The 25,718-nt window shown below is 66.7% G+C and carries 24 protein-coding genes and 2 pseudogenes; 15 read left to right on the plus strand and 11 right to left on the minus strand.

Annotated elements, in window-relative coordinates:
• Window positions 1–57: 57 nt before the first annotated feature.
• Window positions 58–258, plus strand: a complete 201-nt coding sequence (gene rpmE / locus QZY44_RS30510) for a 50S ribosomal protein L31 (RefSeq protein WP_295456558.1) — start codon at window positions 58–60, stop codon at window positions 256–258.
• A 227-nt stretch (window positions 259–485) separates the two neighbouring features.
• Here the strand turns inward: rpmE and QZY44_RS30515 are convergent, their stop codons facing one another.
• Window positions 486–1,472, minus strand: coding sequence for a malate dehydrogenase (locus QZY44_RS30515; protein ID WP_295456560.1), 987 nt, complete (start codon window positions 1,470–1,472; stop codon window positions 486–488).
• 164 nt (window positions 1,473–1,636) lie between these two features.
• Window positions 1,637–2,251 (minus strand): hypothetical protein, encoded by a 615-nt coding sequence (locus tag QZY44_RS30520; RefSeq protein WP_295456562.1) that lies wholly within the window; start codon window positions 2,249–2,251, stop codon window positions 1,637–1,639.
• A gap of 383 nt (window positions 2,252–2,634) precedes the next feature.
• Between QZY44_RS30520 and QZY44_RS30525 the strand changes: the two genes are divergently transcribed.
• From QZY44_RS30525 to QZY44_RS30560, 8 genes are all read left to right on the plus strand, one after another.
• Window positions 2,635–3,708 carry a pilus assembly protein PilM gene (locus tag QZY44_RS30525; protein WP_295456564.1) on the plus strand — a complete coding sequence of 358 codons (1,074 nt, stop codon included), beginning with the start codon at window positions 2,635–2,637 and terminating at the stop codon, window positions 3,706–3,708.
• On the plus strand, window positions 3,708–4,280 hold the full coding sequence (locus tag QZY44_RS30530) for a PilN domain-containing protein (protein WP_295456567.1): 573 nt from the start codon (window positions 3,708–3,710) through the stop codon (window positions 4,278–4,280). The genes QZY44_RS30525 and QZY44_RS30530 overlap by 1 nt, the downstream gene beginning before the upstream one ends.
• A 57-nt stretch (window positions 4,281–4,337) precedes the next feature.
• Entirely contained in the window at window positions 4,338–4,943 is a 606-nt protein-coding gene (locus tag QZY44_RS30535) for a type 4a pilus biogenesis protein PilO (RefSeq protein WP_295456569.1), read from the plus strand.
• A 53-nt stretch (window positions 4,944–4,996) separates the two neighbouring features.
• Window positions 4,997–5,497 (plus strand): pilus assembly protein PilP, encoded by a 501-nt coding sequence (locus QZY44_RS30540; RefSeq protein ID WP_295456570.1) that lies wholly within the window; start codon window positions 4,997–4,999, stop codon window positions 5,495–5,497.
• A gap of 101 nt (window positions 5,498–5,598) precedes the next feature.
• Window positions 5,599–7,869, plus strand: coding sequence for a type IV pilus secretin PilQ (locus QZY44_RS30545; RefSeq protein ID WP_295456572.1), 2,271 nt, complete (start codon window positions 5,599–5,601; stop codon window positions 7,867–7,869).
• Window positions 7,870–7,920: 51 nt separating this feature from the next.
• Window positions 7,921–8,754 carry a YdcF family protein gene (locus QZY44_RS30550; RefSeq protein WP_295456574.1) on the plus strand — a complete coding sequence of 278 codons (834 nt, stop codon included), beginning with the start codon at window positions 7,921–7,923 and terminating at the stop codon, window positions 8,752–8,754.
• Entirely contained in the window at window positions 8,751–9,860 is a 1,110-nt protein-coding gene (locus tag QZY44_RS30555; RefSeq protein WP_295456576.1) for an HD domain-containing phosphohydrolase, read from the plus strand. The genes QZY44_RS30550 and QZY44_RS30555 overlap by 4 nt, the downstream gene beginning before the upstream one ends.
• Window positions 9,861–9,912: 52 nt before the next feature.
• Window positions 9,913–13,668, plus strand: a complete 3,756-nt coding sequence (locus tag QZY44_RS30560) for a PAS domain S-box protein (protein WP_295456577.1) — start codon at window positions 9,913–9,915, stop codon at window positions 13,666–13,668.
• 124 nt (window positions 13,669–13,792) lie between these two features.
• Here QZY44_RS30560 and QZY44_RS30565 read toward each other — a convergent pair whose 3' ends face one another.
• From QZY44_RS30565 to QZY44_RS30575, 3 genes are all read right to left on the minus strand, one after another.
• Window positions 13,793–14,830, minus strand: coding sequence for a M14 family metallopeptidase (locus tag QZY44_RS30565; protein WP_295456579.1), 1,038 nt, complete (start codon window positions 14,828–14,830; stop codon window positions 13,793–13,795).
• Between the two features lie 51 nt (window positions 14,831–14,881).
• Entirely contained in the window at window positions 14,882–15,556 is a 675-nt protein-coding gene (gene murU / locus QZY44_RS30570; RefSeq protein WP_295456580.1) for an N-acetylmuramate alpha-1-phosphate uridylyltransferase MurU, read from the minus strand.
• A 101-nt stretch (window positions 15,557–15,657) separates the two neighbouring features.
• The gene (locus tag QZY44_RS30575; protein ID WP_295456582.1) at window positions 15,658–16,905 is read right to left on the minus strand and encodes a hypothetical protein; all 1,248 of its coding nucleotides are present in this window, start codon (window positions 16,903–16,905) and stop codon (window positions 15,658–15,660) included.
• A gap of 251 nt (window positions 16,906–17,156) precedes the next feature.
• On the opposite strand from QZY44_RS30575, the gene QZY44_RS30580 reads away from it, so the two are divergent.
• The gene (locus tag QZY44_RS30580; protein ID WP_295456584.1) at window positions 17,157–18,188 is read left to right on the plus strand and encodes a trypsin-like peptidase domain-containing protein; all 1,032 of its coding nucleotides are present in this window, start codon (window positions 17,157–17,159) and stop codon (window positions 18,186–18,188) included.
• Here the strand turns inward: QZY44_RS30580 and QZY44_RS30585 are convergent.
• The gene (locus QZY44_RS30585; protein WP_295456585.1) at window positions 18,122–18,751 is read right to left on the minus strand and encodes a hemerythrin domain-containing protein; all 630 of its coding nucleotides are present in this window, start codon (window positions 18,749–18,751) and stop codon (window positions 18,122–18,124) included. The genes QZY44_RS30580 and QZY44_RS30585 overlap by 67 nt on opposite strands.
• Before the next feature lie 249 nt (window positions 18,752–19,000).
• Between QZY44_RS30585 and aroG the strand changes: the two genes are divergently transcribed.
• Together aroG and QZY44_RS30595 are read left to right on the plus strand one after the other, a co-directional pair.
• Window positions 19,001–20,053: a 3-deoxy-7-phosphoheptulonate synthase AroG gene (gene aroG / locus QZY44_RS30590; RefSeq protein ID WP_295456586.1), complete on the plus strand. Its 1,053-nt coding sequence runs from the start codon at window positions 19,001–19,003 to the stop codon at window positions 20,051–20,053.
• 38 nt (window positions 20,054–20,091) lie between these two features.
• Window positions 20,092–20,550 carry a DUF4124 domain-containing protein gene (locus QZY44_RS30595; RefSeq protein ID WP_295456588.1) on the plus strand — a complete coding sequence of 153 codons (459 nt, stop codon included), beginning with the start codon at window positions 20,092–20,094 and terminating at the stop codon, window positions 20,548–20,550.
• Here QZY44_RS30595 and QZY44_RS30600 read toward each other — a convergent pair.
• The 3 genes from QZY44_RS30600 to QZY44_RS30610 form a co-directional block, all read right to left on the minus strand.
• Window positions 20,547–20,981: a hypothetical protein gene (locus tag QZY44_RS30600; protein WP_295456590.1), complete on the minus strand. Its 435-nt coding sequence runs from the start codon at window positions 20,979–20,981 to the stop codon at window positions 20,547–20,549. The genes QZY44_RS30595 and QZY44_RS30600 overlap by 4 nt on opposite strands.
• A gap of 87 nt (window positions 20,982–21,068) precedes the next feature.
• Window positions 21,069–21,869 carry a monofunctional biosynthetic peptidoglycan transglycosylase gene (gene mtgA / locus QZY44_RS30605; protein WP_295456593.1) on the minus strand — a complete coding sequence of 267 codons (801 nt, stop codon included), beginning with the start codon at window positions 21,867–21,869 and terminating at the stop codon, window positions 21,069–21,071.
• Window positions 21,870–21,900: 31 nt separating this feature from the next.
• A complete protein-coding gene (locus QZY44_RS30610; RefSeq protein WP_295456595.1) occupies window positions 21,901–22,548 on the minus strand; it encodes a biliverdin-producing heme oxygenase in 648 nt (215 codons plus the stop codon).
• 177 nt (window positions 22,549–22,725) lie between these two features.
• Between QZY44_RS30610 and QZY44_RS30615 the strand changes: the two genes are divergently transcribed.
• Window positions 22,726–23,478 (plus strand): carbonic anhydrase family protein, encoded by a 753-nt coding sequence (locus QZY44_RS30615; protein ID WP_295456597.1) that lies wholly within the window; start codon window positions 22,726–22,728, stop codon window positions 23,476–23,478.
• 38 nt (window positions 23,479–23,516) lie between these two features.
• Here the strand turns inward: QZY44_RS30615 and QZY44_RS30620 are convergent, their stop codons facing one another.
• Together QZY44_RS30620 and QZY44_RS30625 are read right to left on the minus strand one after the other, a co-directional pair.
• On the minus strand, window positions 23,517–23,858 hold the full coding sequence (locus tag QZY44_RS30620) for a hypothetical protein (RefSeq protein WP_295456599.1): 342 nt from the start codon (window positions 23,856–23,858) through the stop codon (window positions 23,517–23,519).
• A 345-nt stretch (window positions 23,859–24,203) separates the two neighbouring features.
• Window positions 24,204–24,353 (minus strand): annotated as a pseudogene (locus QZY44_RS30625) (tyrosine-type recombinase/integrase); the annotation flags it as partial.
• 74 nt (window positions 24,354–24,427) lie between these two features.
• On the opposite strand from QZY44_RS30625, the gene QZY44_RS30630 reads away from it, so the two are divergent.
• Window positions 24,428–24,562 carry a hypothetical protein gene (locus QZY44_RS30630; protein ID WP_365305617.1) on the plus strand — a complete coding sequence of 45 codons (135 nt, stop codon included), beginning with the start codon at window positions 24,428–24,430 and terminating at the stop codon, window positions 24,560–24,562.
• 118 nt (window positions 24,563–24,680) lie between these two features.
• Window positions 24,681–24,957: pseudogene (locus QZY44_RS30635) on the plus strand (transposase); the annotation flags it as partial.
• Window positions 24,958–25,718 lie beyond the last annotated feature (761 nt).

The raw sequence follows: 25,718 nt of genomic DNA on the forward strand, positions 1-25,718 counted from the left end.
ATCGTACCCCGTTTTCCCAGTCTTATAGCGTGCCCGCGCAGGGCGAGAAGGGTCATCATGAAAGAAGGAATCCACCCCGCCTATGGCGACGTGAAGGTGGCGTGCAGTTGCGGCAACGAGTTCCAGACCCGCTCCACGCTGGGTAAGAACGTGCATGTCGAGGTCTGCTCCGCCTGCCATCCGTTCTACACCGGCAAGCAGAAGATCGTCGACACCGGCGGGCGCGTCGACCGCTTCCGTCGCAAGTACGGACGTTAACAGGCCGCGCGTTCCCGCGCGCGCCCTGTTTGGTAAAAGCAGACAAATGAATGGGGGATGCCAATCTGTTTGGCATCCCCCATGCTGCTTGGGTGCGAAATAGCCACCCTCGGGCCGTCCCCTGCTTTACCCATACTCTTCACAAAGCGACGGGCCGCACGAACCTCCCATGTCGCGCGGCATCCGGGGCCATCCCTGCCCCATCCGACGCCTTCAGCCCGTCGCTGCTAGAGCATATCCTTGACGGCTTCCGCCTCATCCGTCAATTCCTTCAGCGTGACGTTGATCTTCTCGCGACTGTAGGCGTCGATCTCCAGGCCCTGAATGATCTTGAAGGAGCCGCCCCGGCACTCGCACGGCATACCAAACACGATTCCGGCCGGGATGCCGTAGGAACCATCGGACGGCACACCCATGGTGACCCATTCATCGGAACCAAGCACCCAGTCGTGGACGTGGTCGATGGCGGCATTGGCGGCGGACGCGGCGGAGGATAGGCCGCGGGCCTCAATGATGGCCGCGCCACGCTTGCCGACGGTGGGCAGGAAGACATCGTTGTTCCAGGCGTGATCGTTGATCAGGTCCTTGACGCTGTCGCCGTTGGATGTCGTATAACGGTAATCGGCATACATCGTCGGGGAGTGGTTACCCCAAACGATCAGCTTCTTCAGCGTGGTCACCGGGCGACCAGCCTTGTCGGCGAGTTGCGAGAGTGCGCGGTTGTGGTCCAGGCGCAACATACCGTGGTAGTTGTTGGGGTCGGTACGGCCGACCTTGCGGGCGGCGGCCGCGGCGATGTAGGCGTTGGTATTGGCGGGGTTGCCGACCACCAGCACCTTCACCGCCTCCTTGGCGTGCTCAGCAATGGCCTTGCCCTGCACGGTGAAGATCGCGCCGTTGGCGCTCAGCAGATCGGCCCGCTCCATACCCTTGGTGCGCGGGCGGGCACCGACCAACATGCAGACGTCAGCGTCCTTAAACGCAACGTTCGGATCATCGGTGGCCACCATGCCGGCAAGCAGCGGGAACGCGCAATCTTGCAGCTCCATCATCACGCCCTGCACGGCCTGTTGGGCCTGCGGCAGATCGAGTAACTGCAGGATGACCGGCTGGTCTTTACCGAGCATTTCGCCCGAGGCGATGCGGAACAGCAGACTATAACCGATCTGGCCGGCGGCGCCGGTCACGGCAATACGCATGGGGGCTTTGGACATAGATCACTCCGGTATTAACAGCGCGGTTGCGCATGGTGCGATGCGAATGCGATGATTCGTCATTGCAGAGAATAAGCGCGACAAACGAAAGATGGTAGAAGTTCTGACCGGCAGTGTCAATTTTCCGTCATCCGGTAAATCCCGGGCAATGCCGTTAATGCTATCTATTGATCATCACCCCCACTCATCAGGCGCTCCAGCTCGGCGCTATCGACGCCCCGCGCGGGCCGCTCGGTGACCGGGTCCAGCGGCGGATTGCGCAGGGCGTGGCGGGGCAGGACGACCAGCTCGATGGGGGTCCCGCCGGCGAGGAAGCGCAACGCCGGGTGGGTGCGCCGCGCGCCATCGCTGTAGCGAAAACTGCGCTCGCGTTCGTGCCAGGGAATGTGCTGGTCCATGAGTGCGAACACCACATCCTCCGGCCGCTCCGCATACAGACACAACTGCACGCCCTGCTCGGCATGACCTGACCCGTGCAAGACCGGACCGATCAGGTGCGGACTGAAGGCCTTGAAGCTGCGCATGGCCGCCAGCGCGTCGCGTCGCAAGCGCCGCAGGTCGCGCGCTTGCGCGCCGTCGACGAAGAGTCGGCGCTGGGTCGCCACTGCCTCTTGGATCGCCTCGTTGGACGGCCAACTGCGCCGATCCAGCACCCCGATCCGCGCGGCTGCCTTGCGGCGCGCCCGGTCGAAGTCAGGCTCGCCTTGCTCGGTCATGATACGGGCCGCCTCGTAGGCGATGCGCGAAGGCGCCGCGTTCCCGCGCTCTCGTCCCGACATCTGGCACCTCCGACTCGTTCTAAGGCAGTTCGACCACCGCACGTGGGACTCGCGGCGGCGCCACGTTACAGGCATAGTGACGGCTGAACGTTAACACGCGCGCCTGGTCCGCGCACCCCCGACCCGCGCCCAGCCCACCGACAGGGAGGGAGTCTGTAGAATCCCCGTACCGCTTAGACAACACCGGGGCCGGTCGGCGCAGCCCGAATAGATGCAAGGAACGGGGCGCGTGGAGCGTCGCCGCCGCGCGCGGCGCGGGGCACCCAGGGACGAGCGGCGGATTCGCTCCCCCGCAAGATGTTCTCGGTTTGGTATAGTGAGGCCGTGATCGCGCCGCCGGCCGTCGCTTTTCCACGCATGCTAAAAGGGTTTAAGAGCCTCCGATGTTCGGTCTAATCCGCAAGAACAAGGCCATGCTAGGCATCGACATCAGCGCGACGGCCGTCAAGCTGATCGAACTGTCGCAGGGCTCCGGCTCGACGACCGACCTCTACCGGGTCGAGTCCTTTGCCGTTGAGCAACTACCGAGTAATGCGGTGGTGGAGCAGAAAATTGTCGACGCCGATGCGGTGGGTGAGTGCATCCAACGGGCCGTGCAGCGCTGCGGCACCAAGACCAAGCGGGCCGCGGTGGCCGTGTCCGGGTCCGCGGTCATCACCAAGGTGATCTCCATGTCCGCCGGACTGACCGACGCGGAGATGGAAAACCAGATCCAGTTGGAGGCAGACCAATACATCCCGTACCCACTGGAGGAGGTCAACATGGATTTCGATGTGCTGGGCACCTCCCAGGCGAATCCCGACATGGTGGACGTCCTGTTGGCAGCGTCGCGCCGGGAAAATGTGGATGACCATGTGAGCGCGCTGGAGGTCGCTGGCCTGACCGCCGCAGTGGTCGACGTCGAGGCCTATGCCATGGAGAATGCCTGTAGTCTGATCCTAGGCAATCGCGGCGAGGGACTCGCGGAACGCACCGTGGCCGTGGCCGACGTGGGCGCCGCCACGACCACCCTGCACGTGCTCCATGAGGGCCAGGTCGTCTACACCCGCGAGCAGAATTTCGGCGGCCAGCAACTGATCGACGAGGTGCAGCGGCGCTACAGCCTGCCGCGGGAGGAGGCCGCCCAGAAGATCGTCGACGGCGACGTCGCCGAGGACTACGACACGGAAGTCTTGAGTCCCTTTAAGGAGGCCCTGGCCCAGCAAATCACTCGGGCACTCCAGTTCTTCTATTCCGGCAGCACCTTCAGCCGGGTCGATCAAGTCATCCTGGCCGGCGGCACCGCCGGTATCCTCAAGATCGATGAACTGGTCGAGGATCGCCTGGGGCTGCCGACCACGGTGGCGAATCCCTTCGCGCAAATGTCGCTTTCACCCCGAATCAATGCCAAAGAGTTGCTGCGTTGTGCCCCGGGGATGATGGTTGCCGTGGGGCTGGCCCTGCGCGGATTCGACTGATGGCCCGGATCAATCTACTCCCATGGCGGGAGGCCGAGCGTCACCAACGGCGACAGGAATTCGCGGTCGCGGGCGGCATTGCCTTGGGCATCGTCCTGCTGAGCGCCCTCGGGGTGCATTTTTGGATGGAGGGCAGGATCGGCATACAGGAGGAGCGCAACAAATTCCTCGACGAGCAGATCGGCCAGCTCAACCGCCAGATCAAGGAGATCCAGGTGCTGGAGGAGACCAAGGCCAAGCTGCTCGCCCGCATGAACATCATCCAGCAACTGCAGCAAAGCCGGCCGGAGGTGGTCAGACTCTTTGACCAATTGGTGACGGCGATCCCAGAAGGGGTCTTCCTGGTCAAATTGGACCAGACCGGCCGCAACATTGTGCTGGAGGGGCGCGCCCAATCGAACGCCCGCGTCTCGGCCTTCATGCGCAACGTCGAGGGCTCCGCCTGGCTCGGCAATCCGCACCTTTTGCTGATCGAAAACAAGGATAAGACCGGCACCGGCTTCAGTCATTTCCGGATGTCATTCGACCAGATTCGCCCCACCGCTGACGCCAATGCGCAGCCGCCGTCTTAGCGCCCCAGCCAACCCGACCCACCTGAGACCAGACCGCACCCCCGGGACCCAAGCCCCATGGAACTGAGCCAACTCAACGAACTTGATCTGAACAACATCGGCGAATGGCCGGTGCCGGTCAAGGCGATTGCGATACTTTTGCTCTGCAGCGTGGCCGGCGCGGCCATCTATTACCTGGACACGGATGCCCAACTGGGGCGGCTCGCGGACACCCAAGCGAAAGAACTGGAACTGCGCAAGACCTTTGAGACCAAGCAGAAAAAGGCGGCCAATCTGAATGCCTACCGCCAGCAACTCGCCGAGATGAAGGAGTCCTTCGGTGCCATGCTGCGCCAACTCCCGGACAAGACCGAGGTGGCGGCACTGCTGGTGGACGTCTCCCAGACCGGACTGGCGGCAGGGCTTGAATTCGAGCTGTTCCAGCCAGCGGGGGAGCAGTTGAAGGATTTCTACGCGGAGTTGCCGATCGACATCCGGGTCACCGGGCGCTATCACGATTTTGGACGCTTTATCAGCGGACTCGCGTCGCTGCCGCGAATCGTGACCATCCACAACGTGAAGATCGTCAACCCCGCGGGCGAGCGCGGCGCGGAAGACGCCAAACTGCAGCTTCAGGCGCAGGTAAAGACCTATCGCTATCTGGACGAGACGGTAGCCAAATGAGCCGGCCCGAGCATCCGCTGCGGCGGCTTCCCTCACGACGCTGGCGATGGCTCATGCCGACGCTCCTGTCGGTGCTGCTCGTCGCCTGCGGCAGTGCCGACCAGAGCGATCTGGAGGAGTATGCAAAAAAGGTCAAGGCCCGTGACCCGGGACCGATCGGACCGCTGCCTGAAGTCAAGCAAATCGATGGCTTCATCTACGAGCCGGGCGAGCGACGGGATCCCTTTGTGATGGACAATCGGGGCGCCGGCGTACCAGCGGCCACCGCCGGCAACAACCTGGCTCCCGACCCCATGCGACGCAAGGAAGAGCTTGAAGGCTTCGCCTTAGATGCCCTGCGGATGGTCGGCACCCTGGAACAGAACCAGACCACCTGGGGGCTGATCCGCACCCCCAACGGCATCCTGCACCGGGTGCGCGTCGGCAACTACCTGGGCATGAACAATGGCCAGATCGTCAGCATCAGCGACACCGCGATCCAATTGACCGAGATCGTATCGGAAAACCCCGGCGAGTGGCGCGAGCGCCAGGCGACGGTCGCACTCACTCAATAACCCTTGGAGGGCACGCCGCGATGAGCAGCCCAAGTCACCCGAATACCCGCTCAGCGGCGCGCCGGCCGCGTCGCGTGGGTCGCATAGCGCTGGCCAAATGGATGACGTGGTGGCTGCTGTTACTCGGCACCGCCCCGACCTGGGCGGTCGATCTTCAAAGCGTCACGTCGGCCGCCTCCCCCGGCAATCTGGTCGAGATCACCTTGACCTTCTCGGGGCCCGTCGCCAAACCCACGTCATTCGCCACCGAGTCCCCGGCACGCATCGCCTTGGACTTCCCGGACGTCATCAATAAGCTCGATCACAAGGTCGTGCCCATCGGCGTGGGCGCCGTTCACAGTCTGATCGCCGTGGAGGCCAGCAATCGCACCCGCGTGGTGATCAATCTGAACGAATCGGTTCCCTATGAGGTGAGCACCAACGGCAACCAGGTCCGGCTCAAGATCAATACGCAGGCCGTCATGGCCAGCGCGCCACCGCCTGCCCCGCCCCCGGCGGGGGTGCCAGCGACGCCTGTCACCCGCGGCGGCCCGCCGATGGCCACGCCGCAAGCCGCAGCCGCCCGCGCCGCGGCGGCGGGCGGGGCGGTCCGCGACATCGATTTTCGACGCGGCAACGGCGGCGAGGGACGGGTAGTGATCAAACTTCCCAGCGCCCAGACCCGCGTGGCCGTGCGTGAACAAGCCGGGCATGTCTTTGTCGACCTCTATGACAGCACGCTGCCCCCGCGCCTGTTCCGGCGGCTTGACGTGACCGATTTCGCCACGCCCGTGACCGCGGTGGAGTCCAAAGCGAGCGGACGCAATGTCCTGCTCGATATCCAGACGGGTGCCGAGTACGACTACCTTGCCTATCAGACCGATGACCTCTTCACCCTGGAGTTTCGTGCCCTGACCCCGGGGGAGAAAGACCAACTCGAGAAGAAAAAGGCCACTTATACCGGCGATCGGCTCTCGCTCAACTTTCAGGATATCGAGGTACGCGCGGTCATGCAGTTGTTGGCCGACTTCACCGGTCTCAACATGATCGCCAGTGATTCCGTGCACGGGAGCATTACGCTGCGCCTGAAGAACGTCCCCTGGGACCAGGCCCTTGAGATCATTCTGAAAAGCAAGGGACTGGGGATGCGCCAAACCGGCAATGTCATTATGATCGCCCCCAGCCAGGAGTTGGCCGCCCAGGAAAAGCTGGAATTGGAGTCGAATAAACAGATCGCAGAACTGGCGCCGTTGCGCTCCGAGTTCATTCAGATCAACTACGCCAAGGCGGAGGACCTGGCAACCATGCTCAAGTCCGTCGGCGGCGCCGATGGCAAGGGTGGACAATCGCTGCTGTCTGAGCGTGGCAGTGTGTCCGTGGACAAACGTACCAATACCCTGCTGGTGCAGGATACGACGACCAAGCTGGAGGACATTCGGCGATTGGTTGCGCGCCTCGACGTGCCGGTGCGCCAGGTGATGATCGAGTCCCGCATCGTCGTCGCCAATAATGACTTCGCGCGCGATCTGGGCGTGCGCTTCGGCGCCACCCGATGGCAACAGACCGCCAATGGCAGCGGTGCCGGAACCTTCAACCAGGTCGGCGGGTCACAGGCTGGTGGCGCTGCCGGCACCGGTACAATGCAACCGCAGGTAACAGTCGCTGGCTACAATACCCAGACGAACACCATCATCGCACCGAACCCGAACCAGAACCCGACCGTTCCCCCCACTAACCCAACGTACGTCACCTCAGCAGTCGGCAGCGTAGCGACACCCGCCGCCCTCTCCGCGATCCCGCTGCTAGTCAACCTGCCGGCCGCCACCCCGTCCGGCGCCGTCAATTTCCTGATCGGTAAGGTCGGCTCCTATCTGCTCCAGCTGGAACTGTCGGCGATGCAAACGGAGGGGCGTGGCGAGATCATCTCCAGCCCGCGGGTCATTACCTCCGATTCCCAGGAGGCGACGATCAAGATGGGCCAGCAGATCCCCTACCAGTCGGCGGCCGGCGGCACGAGTGGTGGGACCACCACTTCATTCGCCGATGCGATGCTCCAGCTCAAGGTGAAGCCACAGATCACCCCAGACGACCGCGTGATCATGGACCTGCAAGTGGACAATAATTCCGCCGGTGCAACCATCACCGCTGGCCAACCACCGCCGATCAATACCCGCTCGGTGAAGACGACAGTGCTGGTCGATAATGGGGACACCGTGATCCTGGGCGGCGTCTACGAACGGACCAAGAACAACCAGAAGGAACAGGTACCTTGGTTAGGGGACATCCCCATGCTCGGGCACCTGTTCAAGCAGCAGTCGCGCACCGACAATAACAGCGAACTCCTGATCTTCGTCACACCCAAGATCATGAAGGGCGACATGGTGCGCAAGTGACCTTGAACAATCGCCGTCCGGACGATTGTCCAAGTGCGCTTGGCGGTTAGGATGACGGCCCAGCAAATTATCAAGACCCTGCTGTTGCCCCCGGGGATCATCATCCTGATGCTCGTGGGGGCCTTTTTCCTGGTGCGGGGGGGGGCCGGGCGCGCGCTCCTGTTAACCGCGACCGCCGGCTTCACCCTGCTCTGCCTGCCGGTGGTCGCGATCCTGCTGATGGTGCCGCTGGAGCCCTATGCGGCACTGGATCTGCGGGCGCCGCTGGCACCGCAGGTGAAGGGTATCCTAGTTCTCGGCGGGGGGCTCAGGAGCGACGCGCCCGAATTCGGCGGGCTGACCCTGGATACCTTCACCCTGCAGCGGGTGCGCTATGGGGCTAAGCTACAGCGCGCCACCGGCCTGCCGCTCTATGTGAGCGGCGGCGTCGCCACGGCCCAGGCGCCGGCGGTGGGCGAGCTGATGGCGCGGACCCTGCGGGAGGAATTCGCGGTCCCGGTCGCCGGGGTGGAGAACCGCAGCCGCACCACCTGGGAGAACGCCGCCTATTCGAAACCCATGCTGGAGCGTGACGGGGTCGCCCAGGTGTTGTTGGTGAGTGATGCCTGGCACCTGCCACGCGCGGTGGCAGCCTGCGAGCAGGCTGGGTTTGCCGTGACCCCGGCCCCGACCGGGCTGATTGCCGGTCCGCACTGGCGGGAGCAACTGGGGCTGTCCGATTGGGTGCCACGGGCGGGCGCGCTTGCCATCAGCACTTACGCCCTCCAGGAGCATCTGGGCCGGGTCTGGTATCAACTGCGGCGCTGGGCGCAAGACGCGCCGGTGCATCCGGTCGAACCTCCGGGCGCCCCCGGCACGGGAGTGAGCCGACGAGACGCGCCGTGATCACGCCCCCCCAAGCCACCCTGCTCATTGTCGATGATGCCGCCGAGAACCTCGCCCTGCTCGGCGACCTGCTGTATCCCACCTATCGGGTCCTGGCGGCCAACTCGGGGGCCAAGGCGCTGCGCATAGCCAACGGCACGCCGCGCCCAGACCTGATCCTGCTCGACGTGATGATGCCGCAAATGGGGGGCTACGAGGTCTTCGAACGCCTGCGCGCCGACCCAGCGACCCGTGATATCCCGGTGATCTTCCTGACCGCCCTGGATAGTCCCGAGGCGGAGTTGCACGGCCTGACGGCGGGGGCGGCAGACTACCTCACCAAGCCCATCCGGCCCACCCTGGTCCTGGCGCGGGTGCGCACCCAACTGGAGGTAAAGCGGGCACGTGACTGGCTCAAGGACCAGAACGCCTATCTGGAGGCGGAGATCGCCCGGCGCATGACGGAGAACGAGCTGACCCAGACGGTGGCCATCCGCGCCCTGGCACACCTGGCGGAGACCCGCGACGGGGAAACCGGCAACCACATCCGGCACACCCAGGCCTTCGTCGCCCTGCTTGCCGAGCGCCTGCGCACTCACCCGCGCTTCGCCGCCACCCTGGACCAGGGCTATATCGACCTGCTCACCCGCTCCGCCCCCCTGCACGATATCGGCAAGGTCGGTGTCCCCGACGCCATCCTGCGCAAGCCCGGGGCCCTGACCACGGATGAACGGCACATCATCCAGAGCCATACCCGCATCGGCGCAGACGCCATCGCGCTCGCCCAGCAGGACCTGGAGCGCCCACTCGCCTTCCTGACCCTGGCCCAAGAGGTCGCCCGCTGGCACCACGAGCGCTGGGACGGCAGCGGTTATCCGGACGGCCTGGCCGGTGAGGCGATCCCGGTCTGTGCCCGCATCATGAGCCTGGCCGATGTGTTCGACGCGCTGATCTCGCCGCGGGTCTACAAACCGGCCCTGTCCCTGGGGGAGGCGCGCGCGATCATTGTCGCCGAGCGCGGGACCCAGTTCGATCCGGACGTGACCGACGCCTTCCTGGACGGCTTTGCCGCCTTTGCTGCCATCGCGCGGGGACATCGGGATCCGGTGCCGGCAGCGCTCGCGTGACTGACGACAGGCCGCAAGGGGGCGAACGGCTGGCGCATTTCAACCTGCCAGCATGATGCTCGATACCGCGCTGACCGGGCCGGCCTTGCTCGCCCTGATCCACAATGCCGCGCTGCTGCTCGCCCTGGCCTTGGTCTTGGACTTGTTCATCGACGGCGCCGGTGATCGCGGGTCAGTACCGGCCCGGCTGTTGGCCGGCGTCCTGATCGGGAGCCTCGGCGTGGCGTTGATGCTGACGCCCTGGTTACTGATCCCCGGGCTCTTCTTCGATACCCGCTCGGTCCTGCTGGCCGTCAGCGGACTGTATTTCGGCGCCCTGCCGACCCTGGTGGCGATGGCCATGACCGCCGCCCTGCGCCTGTTCCAGGGCGGCCTCGGCGCCCCAGTCGGGGTCGCCGCGATCCTCGCCGCAGGGTCCATCGGCATCCTGTGGCGGCGGCTACGCCCGGCGCCGGAGCAACTGCCCCTACTGGAGCTTTACCTGTTTGGGGTCCTGGTCCATGTGGTGATGCTGGCCCTGATGGTGCTCCTACTGCCGGCGCCGACCGCGGCCCTGGTGTTTTCGGGTGTCGGCCTGGAGGTCCTCGGGGTCTACCCGGTGGCCACCCTGCTCCTGGCCGCCCTGATGGCCGCCCGGGTGCGCCGCCAGCGGCGGGACTCGGCCCTGCGTAAGGAACAGGATCTGCTGGGGCATACCCAGGAAATGGCCCGGCTCGGCGGCTGGGAATATGACGTGGCAACCGGCAAACGGCATTGGACGGCCGAGGTCTATCGTATCTTCGGGGTCACCAGCGACTACGACCCGATCGACACCGAGCGCGTCCTCGCGTTCTATGCCCCGGACGACCGCGCGCGGATGGCCGCGGCCTTCCAGCGCGCAGTGCAATTGGGTGACCCCTATGACCTGGAGCTAAGGCTCGATACCGCCCAGGGGGAGCGCCGCTGGGTACGCACCCGGGCCGCGGCCGAGGTGAATAGAGGCCGGGTCGTGCGGGTCTTCGGCAGCCTCATGGACATCACTGATCGGCGCCAGGCGGAGCAGACCTTGGCCCTCCAAGCGCGCCGCGCCACGGCCCTGCTCGACCTGCCCAAGGCCGCCGAGCGACTGGACGAATGCGCCTTCATGCAGTACGCGCTGGCGTTGGCGGAACAGCTCACCGGGAGCCGTATCGGCTTCACCCACTTCGTCGACGACGATCAGCAGACCATCGAGATGGTCGCCTGGTCCCGGGACACCCAGGCGCATGATTGCCAGGCCACCGACGATCGGCATTACCCCGTCAGTCAGGCGGGCGTGTGGGCCGAGGCCTTACGCCGACGTGCCCCGGTCATCTTCAACGACTATGCCGGGGCGCCCCAGGAGGAAATCCAGCGGCGCGGGCTGCCCCCTGGCCACGCGGAACTTGCGCGCCTGATCAGCGTGCCGGTACTCGAGTCCGGGCTGGTACGCATGATCGCGGGGGTCGGCAACAAGCCCGAGCCCTACACGGACCTGGACGTGGAGACCGTCCAACTCCTGGCCAACGAGGTATGGCGCATCGTGCGCCAGCACCGCGACGAGGCGCAATTGCGCAAGCTTGCCCAGGCGGTGGAACAGAGCCCGGAGAGCATCGTCATCACCAACCTCGAGGGGCAGATCGAATATGTCAACGAGGCCTTTGTGCGGGCCACCGGTTACGACCGCGCCGAGGCCATCGGCCAGAACCCGCGCATCCTGCAGTCCGGCAAGACCCCGCTGACCACCCACCGCGACCTGTGGGAGGCTTTGCGCGCGGGCCGACCCTGGCAAGGCGAGTTCGTCAACCGGCGGCGCGACGGCAGCGAGTACACCGAGCACGCCATCATCACCCCGCTGCGTCAAGGCGATGGGGCCATCAGCCACTATGTCGCGGTCAAGGAGGACATCACCGAGAAGCAGCGCGTGAGCGACGAGCTGGACGGTTACCGCCACCACCTGGAGGAGTTGGTGCAGCGCCGCACCCTGGAACTCAACCGCGCCCGCACCCGGGCGGAGGCCGCCAACCGCGCCAAGAGCGCCTTCCTGGCCAACATGAGCCACGAGATCCGCACGCCGATGAACGCCATCGTCGGACTCACCCACCTGCTCGCCCGCAGCCAGGTCACGCCGGTCCAGGCCGAGCGCCTGCGGCGCATCGACGGCGCCGCCAGGCACCTGCTTACCATCCTCAATGAAATCCTGGATTTCTCCAAGATCGAGGCCGGCCACTTGGAACTGGAGCAGGGCGACTTTGCCCTGGGCGGCGTCCTAGAGCAGGTTTGCTCCCTGATCGCGGACCAGGCCGCCGCCAAGGGGCTGAGCCTCACGGTGGACACGGACGCGGTGCCAGGCTGGCTGCGCGGCGACCCGACCCGCCTGCGCCAGGCCCTGCTCAACCTGGCCGCCAATGCAGTCAAGTTTACCGAGCGCGGCGGGGTCTGCCTGCGCGCACGGATCATCGAGGAGGGCCCCGCGGGGCTACTGGTGCGCTTCGAGGTCCAGGACACCGGCATCGGCATCGCCGCGGAGCAACTGCCGCGGCTCTTCGGGGCCTTCGAGCAGGCCGACGCCTCCACCACGCGCCGCTACGGCGGCACCGGTCTGGGCCTGGCTATTACGTGCCAGCTCGCGCGGTTGATGGGCGGCGAGGCAGGGGCACAGAGTACGCCCGGGGCGGGCAGCACCTTCTGGTTCACGGTGCGGTTGAGGCGCGGGACGGGCGACCCGGTCACTGCCGGCACCGCCACCGACCCTAGGGCCACGCCGCCACCCGATGCCGAAGGGGCCGTGCGCCGGTACCACGCCGGGGCGCGGATATTGCTGGCGGAGGACAATGCCGTCAATCTGGAGGTGGCCCTGGAACTGTTGCGGGCGGCCGGGCTCGCGGTGGACACCGCCGCCAACGGGCGGGAGGCGCTCGCGCTCGCCACGGCCACTGCCTATGACCTGATCCTGATGGACGTGCAGATGCCGGTCATGGACGGCCTGGCCGCCACCCGCGCCATCCGCGCCCTACCGGGGCGCGCCGCCACGCCCATCCTGGCGATGACCGCCAACGCCTTCGACGAGGATCGGCAGGCGTGCCTCACGGCCGGCATGGACGACCATGTGCCCAAGCCGGTCGACCCGCAGCGGCTCTTCGCCGCCCTGCTCAAATGGCTGTCCGACGCCCCACTGGCAACGCTGCCCACGCCGGCCCGGCGTTGGACGCCGGCAAGCGGGACGCCGCACCCCATGGCCGGATTCGACACGCCGCTCGGCCGCCAGGAGGGGGGCTGGAGCGCGGATGAGTGCCGCCACCTGCGCACCTACGCGCAAGAGCACGGCCAGGACATGGTGGAGTTACGCCGCCGGCTCGCCGCCGATGAGCGCGAGCAGGCCCGGTTCATCGTCCACAACCTAAAGGGCGTTTCGGGCACCTTGGGGGCCGCGGCGGTTGCGCACGCGGCCGCGGCCCTGGAGACGGCGCTGCGCGCCGGCGCGAACGCCTCCGTCTGTGAGCCCCTGATGGCGACCCTAGAAGCGGCCTACACGGCCGTGTCCGGCGCCATCCTGGAGCGGCTGCCGGGACTCCCGGTCGAGCCGTCGGCCAAGCACCCCGCCGCCGCGGACCTCAAGGACCTGGTGCGGCGTCTTGAGGCCCTGCTGGCGGTCGGAGACATTGCCGCCGCGCATCTGTTTCGCGAGTCAGAAGGGGCGCTGCGGGCGGCGCTGGGCGACGCGGCGACGCCGCTGGCGCGACAGATCGAGTCCTTCGACTACGACCAGGCCCGCCAGACCCTGCACGCCATCGCATGGCCAGACGGCTGAGTGATCCTGGAATCTAGTGCCGCGAAGCGCAACTCCCGATACCACTTCGACAGTCGAGCTGGTGGCGTCTTCGGTTCATGCTGCCTTGGCGTGAGCAATCTCCTGATTTTGGGTTATCGGTCACTCAGCCCCGCCCCGGCACATGGTCGCTGTAGCGCTCCATCAGGTAGCCCAGGCAGTCCTGGCGAATGACCGTCAGATCACGGGTGAGCATCGCGGGCATCACGGGGCGGCGTAGCCGGACCTCGCCATCCTCGAGGTGAAAGAACCGATCCGCGATGTCCTTGCCGCGTTCGTTGAGTACCTCAAACCCAATCCCCACGGCCGGGTCGCGCGGGCGCGCGAAGGCGGTCCCACGCGGGACTTCCCGAAAATTGTAGCGCTCGATCTCCGGATCGAGCAGCAGGTCGGCCGGCTGCGGGGGGAAACCGAGGCTCACGCCGGACGGGACCAGGACCCGGGCGACGGTGTGGAACAGGTCGATATCGTGGGGCGCCACCGGGTGGTCCGGCACCGCGGCCAGGTGCAGCGCCGCATCCACCAGGGCCCGCGCGTGGGTCACCCCGGCGGCCTCGCCGACCTTGCCGCACTCCAGGGTGACCGCCGGACACAGGTCAGCGAAGGCATTGGACTGCACCCCGCTGGCGCCGCTGAAATAGACCACGGTGCGTGCGAACAGGGTGGCCAGTTGCAGCGTCCGGCTGTCCAGGCGTTCGACACAGGCATAATGGGGGTTGGTGCCCGTGTTGTTGTGCAGGTCGATACTGGCAAAGACCCCGCGCTCGGTCATGCGCCCGAGCACCGCCGCCATCAGCGCAGTCTCCGGCATCGGGGGCAAGGCGCCCCCGGGCCAGACCCGGTTGTAGTCTGGCTGGTCCGGCAGGTGGCGAACACCCTGCGCAGCGGCCGTCACGTTGCCGATGAAGAGGCTCAGGGCGCGCGGCAGCCGCAGCTCACCGAAGCGTGCGAGGCGCGCGGTCAGCAGTCCCCGCACGGCGTCCCACCCCACGGGCTCGTTGCCGTGCAGCAACACGCAGACGAAGAGCGGCGGCTGCCGCGCCCCGGGCAGGTGAATCAGGGTCGGACCGCCCAAGTGTCGGCACAGGTCGCGGCTGTCGGCCTCGAGCAGGCCGGCGGGCAGGTGGTCGAGTTCTTGGAGCATGGGCCTCTCGTGGTTGATCCTGAAGTGGTCGCGGGATGTTCGCTGCTGGTACTAGCCGCCACTGGCCAGCAGCCACTGGTCCAGCTGCGCGAGGCGTTGCGGCGTGCCGATGTCATACCAGTGGCCGCGATGGAGCCGTCCGCCCGCCAGGTCTTCGTCCATCGCCCGGCGCAGCAGCGGGGCGAGTGCAAAGGCCCCAGGCGCGCAGCCCGCGAAGAGTTCCGGGCGGTAGACACCGATCCCGCTGAAGGTATAGCGCGGTTCGCCGTCCCGGCGGACCCGATCGCGGTCCAAGGCAAAGTCGCCTTGCGGGTGCTGAGGCGGATTCTCCACGAGCACCAGGTGGACCAGGTCGCCGCCGGCCAGGTCCAGCCCCACGAACGGACAGTCGGTCCAGATATCGCCATTGACGACCAGGAATGGATCTGGGCCGAGCAAGGGCAAGGCCTTGAAGATGCCGCCGCCGGTCTCAAGTGCCTGGCCCTCACCCTCAGCGGAATAGCGCAGCCGCACGCCCAGCCGGGAACCGTCGCCCAGCGCCGCCTCGAGCTGCCCGCCCAGGTGGGCATGGTTGATCACGATGTCCCGGACCCCGGCCAGCGCCAGGCGCTCGATGTGATACTCGATCAGCGGTTTGCCGCCGGCCATCAGCAACGGCTTGGGCACCGTGTCGGTCAGGGGCCGCATGCGGTTGCCGCGTCCGGCAGCGAGGATCATGGCGCGCATCAGGTGCATCGGTAGCGGGGTGCCTCGGGGTCCGTGGTGAGGCAAGTGTACCGCGTGTGATCAGCGCACGCTGCGGCGGGCGACTTGAAACAGCCGCGCGCTCAAGGTTGCGCCGAACCGCGGCGGGTGCCGCTCGCGCGCGCCGCCAGATACAGCTTCAAGAGCCCCGGACGCACCCGTGCCAAGGCCGCGCGCTCGGGGATGCCGTCCGCGCCGCTCACCAACCGGTGCAGCAGCCGGTAGGCCTCACCCACGTCGCCGACGGGTGCCAGGTCCGGCGGCACGGCGGCGGCGGTGCCGGGGTCGGCGAGCAGGAGCCAGGCGGGGAAGTCCCTGATGTCCTGATCCGGACCCGGTTCCAGCCCCGGGTCCAGGTCGGCGTCACCGAAGTCCCACCAAAGCCGCACCAGCCGGGCGTCCGGGAGGTCTTTGGCCGCCAGCGCCAAGCGGGCCTGGGCGGGGTGCTCCCAGCACAGCACCGCCCAGTCCCGGCGGGCGGCGGCCGGGTCACCCATGCGGCGGCATGCCTGCGCGTGGGCGAGGAGGAGGACCGGCCAGCGCCGCCAGTCGGGTAGCGCCTCGATCGCCTCCCGCGCCGACGGGTGGCGTCCGGCGCGCGCCCAGGCGTAGCCCGCGTGGGTTTCGGGGGCGTTGGGGTCGAATGGCTGGCCCGCGAGCGCCTGCGCCAAGGCGACCCACAGGGGGGCGAGCAGGTCGCGGGCGCGGTGGCCGAGTAGGTCGCGGACCTCGGGCTCCAGCGCTTCGAGGACCTGCAGTTGCTGTGCCGCCGCAAGCCCAGCCAAGTCCTCCACCGCCTGCATGAGGCGCAGATAGCGGCGCAGCCGGGGGTGCCGGGGGTCCAGGGCCATGAGCCGGGTGAGGGCGGTGTGGGCAGCGTCGATCCGGCGCGCGGTCAAGGCAGTCCGAACCGCCTCCTCCAGGAGCTGGTCCTGGCTATCGTGGAACAGGTCCAATTGCATCCGATCGGCAGGCGGGGCGAAGGCATTGGCGCAGCCGCGAACCAACCCCGGGTGGAGACCGCGCTCGGGACCGAGCGGGACGATCCGATCGCTCGTACCCCAGGCGCGATGCTCCAGTGGCACCGCCGCCAAGTGTTGGGCCGCCGCATAGCGACCCGCCCGGGCCAAGAGTTCGGCCGCCTGGTCAGCCGGGACGCGCAACACCCCCTCCAGGTGGGGCACGCCGCCGAGCCGCCAGGACTCGTAGTCCGCATAGGCCAGGTAGTCGCAGGCCATCAACAGCTCCAGCGGGTCCAGCCGACCCTGCTCCAGGATCAGCTGGTCCACCAGGGCGACGAGGTCTTGCTCTGATAGTGCTTTGATCGTCACCGCCGTATCACCGAGTGCCGAATACCGAGTCCCGAGTGCGCGACAGCATACGCGATTGGGACCTGCTAGACTCACCTTACCCTACCGACCCGACCCCAGCGCACCAGACATCGGCCATGTCCATCGTATTCTGCAAGCCATCGCGGATCGGCGTCTGGCGGTCCCCGACCAGGGTGTCGGCGCCCAGGTCGGGACCAGGCTCGGCGCCAACCGACAAGGTCAAGCGACCGGGGGCCGAGACTGCGCCTGTCTTGGCTGCCCTGTGGCTCGCGCTGATCGGCCTTCCGGCCTTGGCGGAGGTATTCAAGTACAAAGACGCGGACGGCCGCTGGCAGTTCACCGACCGCCCGCCGCCCGGCGCCACCGCACCCGCACCCGCCGACGCGACCGCCGTGGTGGTCGCACCGACTCGCGACCTGGCGACACGTCTGGCCCAGGGCTCCACTACCCGTACCCCGGTCCAGGCAGCCACCCTTGCCACCGTCGCGATCGAGGCCACCCTCGGTCAGGGCGCCGGGTTCTTCATCAGCAGCGATGGCTACATCCTCACCAACCGCCACGTGATCCGCCCCAAGGCGGAGGACCAACGGGCGCAGCAGGCGCAGTTCACGCAGGAGGAAGAGTCCTTGACGGCCGCTGAGGCCGAACTCACGCGGCGGCGCACCCTGCTGAAAAATGTGGAAACCGAGCTGGCCGCACTGAAGGCGCCGAAGCAGGCGACGGATCCATACGCCCGCTATCTCAAAGGGCAGTATGACTACTACCAGGCGAAAGTGAATGAACTCGCCCCGCAGGTCACCGAGCACCAGCGCCGCTTGAGTAGCGCCAAGCTGGAGCAGAGCATTAAGACCGGCCAAGCCAGCCTCCAACAGCGCTTCACCATCGTCCTCAAGGACGGGGAGCGGCTCACCGCCCGGCTCATCCGCGTCGCCGACGACCAGGACCTGGCCCTGCTGAAGCTCGACGGTTACAACACCCCGGCGCTGCGGGTCAACACGGGGCGGACCCCGGGACAGGGCGACGGCGTCTATGCCATTGGCAACCCCTTGGGGGTCTCCGACAGTGTGACCACCGGTCGGGTCACGCGGATTGACCGGGACCAGATCATGACCGATGTCCAGTTGTTGCCCGGCAACAGCGGCGGCCCCCTGGTCAATGAGGCGGGCGAGGTGATTGCCATCAACTTCGCCAAGCTGGCCAAGGGCGGCGACGCCAACTACCAGGGCTTCGGCATGGCAATTCCGATCGCGATTGCCCGCGAGGCGTTCCCCGAGTTGCGCTGAGCGCCCTGGTACGACGCCGCGTAACCGGGACCCGATCTGCGGCTGGCCGCGTCTCTGGTTGCATACCCAGGCGCTTGCCGCGGCGTGGCGTCGGCACCATCCAGACCGCAGAGCGCGAAATAGACCTGGGCGAAGTCCCGGTCGTCGCTGACGATGTGGCCGAGCAGCCAATCGCGCACCAACTCCTGGCCAACCGCGTCGAAGACCTGGATCGCCCGCCCCCGGTAGTCCTGCACCAGGGAGTCGAACGTCGCCATGAGGGCGACGTGTTGCGTCTCGTGCTGCTCCCGCTCCGTGTACTCGATGGCGCGCAAAAAGGCATCCTCGCGTCGGCAATGGACGCGGAGCTTCTCGCCAAAGCCGCTCAGCGCCTCCACCAGAGACACTGGCGCGCCCGCGCCGCTAACCCCCGCCGTCGCGCGCGCTCCCCGCACCAGGGCGCTCGCCTGGGGACAATAGCGCAGACTGATGTCGGTGAGGGCCTCAACCAACGCACGGTGGTCTTCGTCCAAGGCGTCGATGCCTAAAGACCACTCATTACACCAGGCCAAAAGTCTCGTCATCGGGGGGGCTCCCTTAGGCGGCACGGTTCCCACCAATGGTGGATGCAGAAAGGCCGGAGTGCAATGGACGGCGGGTTGGCCATAATAGACTCGCGAGCCGCCCAGACCAAGGCGCACAGACGCGAAGAAAACCAATGCTATACATAAAACTGGCCAATCGGCACCCAGGCGCGCCCGCGTGGCACGTTCGCGGCGAGTCTTGCACTATACTGTTTTGCCTTCGTCTTGGACCCGGACCCCGGCCCTGCCATGCCCCATCAGACCGACGACCTGCGCATCCGCACGATCACGCAAGTGCAACCCCCCCGGGCGCTCCACGAGCGCTTCCCTGTCTCCGAGCGCGCCGCCGATACGGTCTTTGAGACCCGTCGGGCGATCCAGCGCATCCTCCATGGGGAGGACGACCGGCTGCTGGTGGTGGTGGGCCCCTGCTCAGTCCACGACCCCCGGGCCGCCCTGGAATATGCCGAGCGCCTCTTGCCGCTGCGCCAAAGCATGAGCGCCGACCTGCTGGTGGTGATGCGGGTCTATTTCGAGAAGCCGCGCACCACCGTCGGCTGGAAGGGTCTGATCAACGACCCGGACCTGGACGAGAGCTTCGAGATCAACAAGGGCCTGTCGCTGGCCCGCAAGCTGCTGCTGGATCTGGCCGAGATGGGCATGCCGGCGGGGACCGAGTACCTCGACCTGATCAGCCCGCAGTACATCGCTGACCTGGTCAGTTGGGGCGCGATCGGTGCCCGCACCACGGAGAGTCAGGGACACCGCGAACTCGCCTCCGGCCTGTCCTGCCCGGTGGGCTTCAAGAACGGCACCGACGGTGACGTGAAGGTGGCCATCGACGCCATCCATTCGGCGGCCCGGCCGCACGTCTTCATGTCGGTCACCAAGGAGGGGCAATCGGCCATCTTCTCCACCGCCGGCAACGCCGACACCCACATCATCCTGCGTGGCGGGCATCGGCCCAACTACGACACCGAGAGCGTCAATATCGCCGCCGAGCAGATCATCGAGGCGGGCCTTATTCCTAAGATCATGATCGACTTCAGTCACGCCAACAGCCGCAAGAAGCCGGAAAAGCAGATCCGGGTGTGCCAGGACGTGGCGGGGCAGATCGCCCGCGGCGAGCGGCGCATCATCGGCGCCATGATCGAGAGCAATCTGGTGGGTGGCCGGCAGAACCTGGACGCGTCCGCCGGACTGGTCTACGGCCAGAGCGTCACCGACGCCTGTGTGGGTTGGGACGACACCGAACCCATGCTGCGTGAACTGGCCACGGCCGCCGCCCGGCGACGGGGCTGACGGCGGCACCAACCAGGCGGACGATGCCCACCACCACCATGAACCGACGCGCCCTCGCCACCCTGCTGCTCCCGCTCAGCGTCTGGGCCGGGCCCTACAAATGCCTGCAACCCGACGGCAGCGTCGTCTACCAGGACACCAGTTGTGCGATCGGCGCCGCGGGGGCCGAACTGGCGCTGGACCCGTCGCCACCCCCACAAGACCACGCCGGCAAGGGGAGGGCCAAGGACTACTCGATCGAAGGTCAAGTCAAGGCCATGGAGGCCGAGCGCAACAAGGCACGCAAGGAGCGCGCACGGGCGGCGGCGCAGGCCCGCCAGACAGCCAAGAAAAAGCCCGGCTATGACCGGGCCAAGTGCGCCAAGAATCGCGCCGAGGTCGCCCGCTGGAGCCAACAGACCCACAGCACCTACCGGAACATTAGCGAGCGCGATTACCGGGAGCAGAAGCTGGAGTATCACCAGGCCCTGGTCGATCAGTATTGTCGGCCGGACTAACGGGGGGTTTTGCCCATTTTCTTCTTGACCACGTCGGCCAGCAGGCCGAGCAGGGCGCCGCTGGCCCCCATCAAGACCCACAGCGGGAGCCCGATGCCGCCCGCCAAGGGCACGATGGCGGCCCCCCCATTGCCGACCGCCACAAAGGTGCCCACAACAGCACCGATCCCCAGGCGCAGCTTCCAGGAGCGGGCGTCCCAGACGATGATCTTCAGTGCCCGCCCCATGACCTTGAGGATCGGCCACGCCGCCTTGTTGTCACGGGTCAACGCGAGCATGGCGGCCGCCTTTTTGCGCCCGGTGAGCTCGCCGTGACGAATGGCGCCCAGCCCCCGCGACCAGGCCAGCAGCAACTGTGCCTCCGCCGGAGGCGCGCGCAGCAGCGCTTGGACGATGGCCGGTTGCGCCGCGGTTTCTTGCTCTTCGGACACTGCAATCCCCTCAAAAAAATTGACTCAGGCTGGGCGGACGACGTGCGACCCCGCCGGGTGGCATCATTCGCCACGATAGCATCTTGTTTACAAGCGATCGAGATACCGCCGTCCGCCCACCCGCTGGATCTGATCGGCGATCCAGGCGGCGCGGCGCAGCAGCCGCGCCGAGGGTCGGTCCAGGTGGTAGACAACGGGGGCGGGCAGGACGGCGGCGAGCAGGACCGCCTCGCGCAGCCCGACCGTGTCCACTGGCCGGTGAAAATAGCGCTCGCTGGCCGCCCCCACCCCGTAGGTGCTGGGACTGAACTGCACGATATTCAGATAGACCTCCAGTATCCGTTGCTTGGGCCACATGAACTCGATCAAGGCCGTGAACCAGGCCTCCAGGCCCTTGCGGAACCAGCTACGCCCGGGCCACAGAAACAGGTTCTTGGCGGTCTGCTGGGTGATGGTGCTGGCGCCGCGCAGCCGCCCCCCCAGGTGCCAGGTCGTCAGGGCCTTGCGCAACTCCACCGGGTCGAACCCATGGTGATAGGCGAAGCGCTGATCCTCCCCGGCGATAACGGCCAGGGCCAGGGTCGGCGGGATGCGCTCCCAAGGCACCCAATGATGGTAGAAATAGGGCGGCGGCCGGCCGATGCGCCAGGCAACGTACGACTGGCGCACCATGAAGGCGGAGATCGGCGGATCGACCCAGCGCAGGGCACCGACCAGTAAGGCACTGCCGAGCGCCAGGCCCACCAGGACGCGCGGCGCCAACAACCGGAGCGCACGCAAGAACCCTCGCGACCAGCCTGGCGCGACGGCGGGTGGGGTCGACTTGGCTGGCCCACCCGGCACGGCCACGGGCGGCCCGTTACCCGGCGCAGGCGGCTGATCGGTCATCCCACGCATCCGCTGCTCCGGGCCGCCGGAATCAGGCGTCGGACCCCGCCTGGTCCATGGTCGCCAACAGGGCGTAAACCCGCCGAAAGACCGTGCAGGCCCCGGCAATCACTTGCTCTGCGTCCACTAATCCCTCCGCCCGCAGCCCCTCCAGGGCGAGCCCGAACCCCTTCCAGTGGGCCGACGCCTGGTCGCCGTGGAAGTCCAGGAAGCCCCCGCCGGGCAGTGGGTCACCCAGGCATTTGCGCAGGTGTCGGGCCACGACCCGACCGCCGATGGTCGAACCCTCCAGGACATAGAGTCCGCCGACGGCGGTGTTGAGATCAGGGGGGGCTTGCTCATCCCGCGCCAGTCGCGGGGGCGCCAGGCTATGCGCGGCAAGGTCGGCGCACAGGACCGGGTATTTGGGGCGCAGGCCGAGGGTTACCGGACGCGTCGACGCCGGGCCACCGCACAACGCGCCTAGGGCGGCATACAAGGGCGGCTCCAGGGTCCCGTAGACCTGAGCCATGGTGCTGAGATAGCGGCGATAGTCCGCGAGGGTCACGTCCGGCCCGGTGAGCCGCACCATCCCCGGCAAGCGCTCCACTGCCTCATGGATGGGCGCGGTGGCAAGACGCAGGGCGACGATCAGACTGGGGGTGGGCTCCGGGGAGCGCGGCGGCGTGAGACTTGGCATTGATCAGCACGACGATCAAACGAGGGGCGCCCAGTTTATCACTCGCGCGCCAGCACCGGCGGTCTTAACTGGACCACCGGTACGGACAGCGTCGGCGACCGACCAGATTCCGCCCAAGCCACAAATTTGCTACGCTTGCAAGCGCAACCAATAATGATCATTGACGTGGAGAGCACGATGCCAAAGCTGATCCCCGGTCTGACCCTGTGTCTGGCGCTCATCACCCGGGTGACCCCCAGCGTCGCCGCCGAAACGAGCCATGCCCACTGGTCCTATGCCGGCACCGAGGGGCCGGCACACTGGGCCGAACTGGACCCGGCGTTCGCCGCCTGTGCCGCCGGCTTCGCGCAGTCGCCGGTAGATGTCAGCGGCGCCATCGACGCGACACTGCCGCCGCTGGTCCTCGATTACCAGGGTCTGGGACAGGAGGTTGTGAACAACGGGCACACCATCCAGGTGAACGCGGCCCCCGGTTCCACCCTGACCCTGGACGGTCGGACCTTCACCCTCAAGCAATTCCACTTCCATGCCCCCGCCGAGGATCAGGTAAACGGCGAATCCTTCGCGATGGAGGGGCACCTGGTCCACACCGACCCGGATGGACGTCTCGCGGTGATCTCGGTCCTGTATCGGCTGGGGACGGAGGACCCGGTGATCGCGCAGGTATGGAACGCCATGCCGGAGAGCACCGACACGCAAGAGGCCCCACCGACGCCCATCAACCCGGCCGCTCTGCTGCCGACGGACAAGGGCTATTTCCGCTTCGACGGTTCACTGACCACCCCGCCCTGTACCGAGGGGGTGCGCTGGATCGTGCTGAAGCAACCCATGACCGTCTCCCAGTCCCAGGTGGACCGCCTGACGGCCGCCATGCACGGCCCCAACAACCGCCCGCTGCAGCCGGTGAATGCCCGCGTGATCGTGCGCTGAAGCCCGGGGCCGCCGGGCGCCGGGCGCCGGTCCCCCGCTCAGAAGAGCGCCAGCTCCCTAACCACCGCCTTGAGTGCCGGCTCCTCGTCCAAGGCCCCCTCCCAGAAGCGGTAGACCTGCGCCTCGGCGCCCTCACCCAGGGTGAGTTCCGCCAGGAAGCCGGCAGCGCCGGCCGGTGCGGGATACTCCCGGCGCTCTCCCAACCCCCGCAGGACCGCCGACAGGTCGTCGCGCTGTTGGCTGCTGAGTCGGCCATGCCGGGGTTCGTGACTGGTGTGGTCGCCGCGATTCACGACGAAGGCGCCAGCGGTGTCGATGCTGATCTCCAGCATGTAATCGTCTTCGCCGACAACCCGATAGCTCAATGGAAAGGGTGACATAAATACCACTCCCAGACAGTGCGATTGAACCAAGATGCCCGACGCCATTGTACTCGCGGCTCGATCGCCGCGCCTCTGGACGGCCGGGTCAGGGGCGTCGCGGCGCTTGGTTGAAACCGGGAAGGCGGCGCCCCGGAGCGCCCTGAGCCGATCGGCGCCGGGGTGCCACGCAAGGCCTTGATGGTCGTTACGTGAAAGTCAGGTGGGACCCAGTGGGAGCGGCTTCGGCCGCGACACGACCTGGCAAGCGGCCGGCCCCGCCAAAAATCCGGCAATGGAGCATGTCAGGGCGCCAATGGCGCCGGCTTGATCCCCCGGGCGATGCGCTAGCCCCGGACGCACCGGCTACCAGGTATCCACCGGACTGCGCACCGGCACCACCCCCGGCCGCTTGAGCACATGGCTATAGATCATCGTGGTCGACACGTCCGCCTGCCCCCGCAACTCCTGCACCGTACGAATGTCGTAGCCGGCCTCCAGCAGATGGGTCGCAAAAGGAATGACGCTAATGCCGAACCGGGCATTAGCGCCACGCCTATGCCACCCATCAATTGGCGGCGGGGGTGCCGGTGAAGCGCCTGCAACGGCTGATGGGCCATCGCTGCATCCAGACCACACTGCGCTGTGTCCATTGGCTACCCAGTGCCGCCGAGGGCGAAGGGGCCTTGGACCTGATCGCCCAATTGGCGGTGTCCCATGGTTGAGTCACGCTCGCTGCAAGCGGTCATCCACGCCCGTCTGGCCGGCTATGCCGAACACCATCCGCTGAGTCCGCGGGAATGGCAGGTTTGTCATCATATTCTGGATTGCCGCACCGACTCGGTGGCGGAGTATCTGGGCCGCCACAGCCATCGCATTGCGCTCTCCGACCGTCGCCTGGTGGACTTCGATGGTGTAAGTCGACCTCGCCTACAAGGATTATCGCGACGGTGACCGCCGCAAGGTCATGAGCCTGAGCGGCGAGGAACTCATCCGCCGGTTCCTGCTGCATTTGCTGCCAAAAGGGTTCATCCGGGTGCGTCACTTCGGCTTCCTGGCCAACCGCTCTCGGGCGCAGCGGCTGGCAGTGATCCGCACCGCACTGGTCGCCCCGGCGCCAACCGGCGCGGAACCGTCCCAGCCGGCCGCACAGTTTGACGGCTATCCGTGGCCCAAGTGCCGCAAGGGCCGGCTACAGGTGACTGCGCGCCTAGCCCCGCAGCGCCGCGGCGGAGGGGGTGATGAGGGTGACCGCGCGGACCCAAAAGACCGCGCCCCCGTCGGTGCCCACAGACCGCCTGCCGGTCGGCAGTTGCGCTCGCGCAGAATCTGCAAAATGGTCTACACTTCGTCCTCAACAGCCTCCTTGGTCACGCCAGCCACGCCTGCGGAGCCTCGCGAATGCCCGGTTTACGTCCCCCGGTGCCCGGCACCATCCCCCGCTGGTGGCCGCCGCCCCCGGTCCCAAGGATAAAATCCCCTAGCTCTAGGGAGTCCCTGGCCAACAGCAGGCTCCGTGCCAGGATCGGATTCGTTCAACACACATTTCTACGTCGTGCTCGCCAGACGTCGTGCCACGACCGGGGATTGGTGCAGCGCGCACGCCCTAGAAATGCTTAGTCGTTGTTTCTGTGAAGGCGATATAGCGAGTCGACCCGCGGCGCACGCTGAGGATTCGTTAGCGAAACAACGGACACCTCCGGGCTCGAACACTAGGTTACAAGCGTTGCGCGCTTCGCCTTAATTCTACTTCGTCACATTTAACGCTTTGAAATATAATCAAAAGTGGTATAAAATAGGAGCTTGATTCGAGTCCTTGAGAACGGCCACGCGGATGAACCGAGGCCCACCGGAACCAACTTCCCTTTAAGAGGATTCAAG

The sequence above is a fragment of the uncultured Thiodictyon sp. genome (genome assembly GCA_903837595.1).
Taxonomy (GTDB): domain Bacteria; phylum Pseudomonadota; class Gammaproteobacteria; order Chromatiales; family Chromatiaceae; genus Thiodictyon.

Coding starts and splice junctions, on each gene's coding strand:
- rpmE (WP_295456558.1), top strand. CDS start 58: ATGAAAGAAGGAATCCACCCCGCCTATGGCGACGTGAAGGTGGCGTGC.
- QZY44_RS30515 (WP_295456560.1), bottom strand. CDS start 1,472: ATGTCCAAAGCCCCCATGCGTATTGCCGTGACCGGCGCCGCCGGCCAG.
- QZY44_RS30520 (WP_295456562.1), bottom strand. CDS start 2,251: ATGTCGGGACGAGAGCGCGGGAACGCGGCGCCTTCGCGCATCGCCTAC.
- QZY44_RS30525 (WP_295456564.1), top strand. CDS start 2,635: ATGTTCGGTCTAATCCGCAAGAACAAGGCCATGCTAGGCATCGACATC.
- QZY44_RS30530 (WP_295456567.1), top strand. CDS start 3,708: ATGGCCCGGATCAATCTACTCCCATGGCGGGAGGCCGAGCGTCACCAA.
- QZY44_RS30535 (WP_295456569.1), top strand. CDS start 4,338: ATGGAACTGAGCCAACTCAACGAACTTGATCTGAACAACATCGGCGAA.
- QZY44_RS30540 (WP_295456570.1), top strand. CDS start 4,997: ATGCCGACGCTCCTGTCGGTGCTGCTCGTCGCCTGCGGCAGTGCCGAC.
- QZY44_RS30545 (WP_295456572.1), top strand. CDS start 5,599: ATGACGTGGTGGCTGCTGTTACTCGGCACCGCCCCGACCTGGGCGGTC.
- QZY44_RS30550 (WP_295456574.1), top strand. CDS start 7,921: ATGACGGCCCAGCAAATTATCAAGACCCTGCTGTTGCCCCCGGGGATC.
- QZY44_RS30560 (WP_295456577.1), top strand. CDS start 9,913: ATGATGCTCGATACCGCGCTGACCGGGCCGGCCTTGCTCGCCCTGATC.
- QZY44_RS30565 (WP_295456579.1), bottom strand. CDS start 14,830: ATGCTCCAAGAACTCGACCACCTGCCCGCCGGCCTGCTCGAGGCCGAC.
- murU (WP_295456580.1), bottom strand. CDS start 15,556: ATGCGCGCCATGATCCTCGCTGCCGGACGCGGCAACCGCATGCGGCCC.
- QZY44_RS30585 (WP_295456585.1), bottom strand. CDS start 18,751: ATGACGAGACTTTTGGCCTGGTGTAATGAGTGGTCTTTAGGCATCGAC.
- aroG (WP_295456586.1), top strand. CDS start 19,001: ATGCCCCATCAGACCGACGACCTGCGCATCCGCACGATCACGCAAGTG.
- QZY44_RS30595 (WP_295456588.1), top strand. CDS start 20,092: ATGAACCGACGCGCCCTCGCCACCCTGCTGCTCCCGCTCAGCGTCTGG.
- mtgA (WP_295456593.1), bottom strand. CDS start 21,869: ATGACCGATCAGCCGCCTGCGCCGGGTAACGGGCCGCCCGTGGCCGTG.
- QZY44_RS30610 (WP_295456595.1), bottom strand. CDS start 22,548: ATGCCAAGTCTCACGCCGCCGCGCTCCCCGGAGCCCACCCCCAGTCTG.
- QZY44_RS30615 (WP_295456597.1), top strand. CDS start 22,726: ATGCCAAAGCTGATCCCCGGTCTGACCCTGTGTCTGGCGCTCATCACC.
- QZY44_RS30620 (WP_295456599.1), bottom strand. CDS start 23,858: ATGTCACCCTTTCCATTGAGCTATCGGGTTGTCGGCGAAGACGATTAC.